Below are 2,947 nucleotides of genomic sequence, written 5' to 3' on the forward strand. Positions count from 1 at the left end.
CTCCCCCTCAGCCTACCGGCAGCTCCCCCTCTAGAGGGGGAGCGACATAGAGAACGGCGCTGGTTCTGCTTCCCTCCCCTACGAAGTGGGGGAGGTGCCCCGAAGGGGCGGAGGGGGCCGCTCGCATTTGCGAAGGATGTGATCGTCTTTTGTCTGCGAGCGTCTTTCCGCCGCGAACCGGTTCCCGCTTCGCGGTCCGGTGCTTTAGCGCCTGACGAAAACCACCGCGCTTCGGGCGGGAACGCTTGCCGTGCCGCTCCGCATGCTCGCCGTCCGAAGCGCTCCATCGGCTGATTTCTGCTGAACAGCATGAAGAGCGTAGTCGCTTTCGAGCCCCGTGTCGAAGCTGGCCCGCTCGGCTTTGGTGTTGAACACGACGACCAGTTCGGGCGCGGCCTCGTCCTCGCCCAGGGTCATCACGATGAGCCCGATCTCCTGGTCAGGTCCTGTGTTCAGAAAACGGACCTGGCGCTGAACATCCTCGGCCGTGCGTAGGCGGAACAGAGGTTCAGCGCTCCTGATCTGCAGGTACTCGCGGGTGAGCGCCGCCGTCTGCGCGATATGGCGTGGTTCGGGTTTGATGTCGTCATGGGTTAGGAACGCGCGCTGCTCCTCCCAGTTGGCCTCGTTCTCCTGACGCGGCGGAAGGCCACGGCCCCAGCCATTGTCCTGGTACGAAAAGTCCAGAAGATTGAACCAGTCGCCGGAGTCGTAGCTGTTCCGGTCCAGGGACTTCGAACGCAGCATGTCCTGGCCGGCGTGGAGGAGGGGAATGCCCTGGGCGAGCAGCACGAAGCTCGTCGCCAGCACCTGTGAGCGCACACGGTCGGTGGGCGAGCTGTCCAGAGGCAGCTTGTAGGCGTATATGTCGAACAGGGTCTCGTTGTCGTGGGCGGCGACGTAGTTGATCGCCTCCTGCGGGTCCGAGGCGTAGCCTGCGCCTGGAGTGCCGAAGTAGAGGACGTCAGCCCCCGTCACTTCTTCGCCCGAAGCGCCTTCGAAGCGGTAGCCGCTGAGCTGTCCTGCGAGACCGAGGCGGGCGAGGTCGGCATAGGCGAGCCACTCCTCCCTCGCGCCGTCGTCGGCAGGGCGCTCTTCGTTGGGGTCCGTATAGAGACCGTTGGCGAGGCCCTGGTTCTGGACATGCTGAATGCCGGTGTCGAAGGGCCTGCCGCCCCGCACGGCATCCCGCAAGCGATCGTTGAAGGAGCCGACGCCGGTGTCCTGGCCCATCTGCGCCTGGGTCGCCTGGACGAAGCGAGCATTGCCCGACACCTCACCGAAGTCCCATCCCTCTCCGTAGAGATAGATGGCGGAGCCGTCGACGCCGTCCTCCTCCGTCGTCAGGGAGCTGAGCGCTTCCTTCACCTTCAGCATGTTCTCGCGGCTGTGGTGACCCATGAGATCGAAGCGAAAGCCGTCCACCTTGTAGGCCTTGGCCCAGGTCAGGAGGCTGTCCACCATCAGCCGCTCCATCATCCTGTGCTCGGTGGCGGTGTTGGCGCAGCAGGTGGAGGTGGCGACGCGGCCGTCCTCCAGCAGGCGGTGGTAGTAGCCGGGCACGATCTTATCGAGGACGGATCTCTCCGCCTGACCGGACGCCGTGGTGTGGTTGTAGACCACATCCATGACCACGCGCAGGCCGTTCCTGTTCAGGGAGCTGACCATCTCGCGAAAGGCGAGGGTGCGGGCGGCGCCGTCGGTATCCGCCGCGTAGGATCCTTCGGGCACGGTGTAGTGGTAGGGGTCGTAGCACCAGTTGAAGCCGTCCGTTGCCCGGTGCTCTTCGAGGATAGCCTGCTGGCGGGCGCTGCCTGGCCCGTAGCTTGTCAGATCCGGCGGGGTCTTCTGGCCAGCCTCCGGGATGGTGGCGCAGTCGAAACTCGGAAGGAGGTGAATATGGGTCAAGCCAGCCTCTTCCAATGCCAGAAGGTGCTGCATTCCATTCGATGAGGTTCGGCTGAAGGCCTCGAACTTGCCGCGCTCGTCTGCGGGCACGGTGGCGTCCGCGATGGAGAAGTCCCGCACGTGCAGCTCGTAGATGGCGATGTCTTCGGGCGCTTCGAGGGAAGGCTTCTCGAGGTTGTCCCAGCTCTCCGGCTTCAGATCGTCCGAGCTCAGGTCTAGGATCAGGCTGTGGGTGCTGTCCGTGGTCAGCGCGACGGAGTAGGGGTCGGTTACGAGGTTGGTGTGTACACGGCCCGTATCGGCTCTGTGGACGGTGACCTCGTAGCGGTAGGGCCTGCCGTACCAGTTCTCCTCGCCGCGGGCCGACCAGATGCCGGTCTCGGGATCGAAGGCCATGTCTAGAAACTCGGGCTCGTCGCCCTCGCCGAGCGCCAACCGTACGCTCGTGGCCGTCGGCGCCCAGACGGAGAGGACAGGCACACCGCCTTCGAACCGGACCCCCAGCGGCTCCTCATTGGCGAAAAGATCGTCGAGAACGCCGGGCAGTTGAAGGCCCGTGCTCAGCACAAGCTCGCCGCCGCGCCTCGCCTCCACCACCAGATCGCCGCGAAGCATCCGGATCAGCCGCTCGCGGGACAGCACGGGCAGACGGTAGCTCGCCATACCGCGAAGATGCGGGAACCGCGCGGCCATATCCGCGGACAAGCCGCCTTGAGGGTGCAGAGCGACGGCGTCCGCCTCAGAACCTGATCTGAGGACAACCTCCGCAGGCTCGTCCAGCGGCAGCACGATGACCCGCCGCGAAAGCCAGTAGCCGCGCTGCTCTCGCGCCTCGGCGGCGATCTCGCCTTCGCCGCTCTGCGCACTTGCCGTTACGCCGAGATGCAACGAAAACAGCGCGGTGACGATCAGCAGAACAAAACGACCCATGAACCAGCCCCCCAACGGTAAGGGCTCTGTCGGTAAGGCTCGCTGAAGCCAGCTGTCAATCGCGGTAGGCTGCGGGACGGAGGCTTCTGCAATGTTCGCTTCTCCCGGA

General features: G+C 65.0%; 1 protein-coding gene. It reads right to left on the bottom strand.

The features are described 5' to 3' along the window. Nucleotides 1–204: 204 nt before the first annotated feature. Nucleotides 205–2,838 carry a pullulanase-type alpha-1,6-glucosidase gene (pulA, locus tag NOG11_RS14795; RefSeq protein WP_256620589.1) on the bottom strand — a complete coding sequence of 878 codons (2,634 nt, stop codon included), beginning with the start codon at nucleotides 2,836–2,838 and terminating at the stop codon, nucleotides 205–207. Nucleotides 2,839–2,947 lie beyond the last annotated feature (109 nt).

Origin of the sequence: Parvularcula maris, from assembly GCF_024505085.1 — a bacterium.
Lineage (GTDB): Bacteria > Pseudomonadota > Alphaproteobacteria > Caulobacterales > Parvularculaceae > Parvularcula > Parvularcula maris.

Excerpts from the sequence above, each read along its gene's own strand:
- pulA (WP_256620589.1), bottom strand. The coding sequence starts at position 2,838 with ATGGGTCGTTTTGTTCTGCTGATCGTCACCGCGCTGTTTTCGTTGCAT.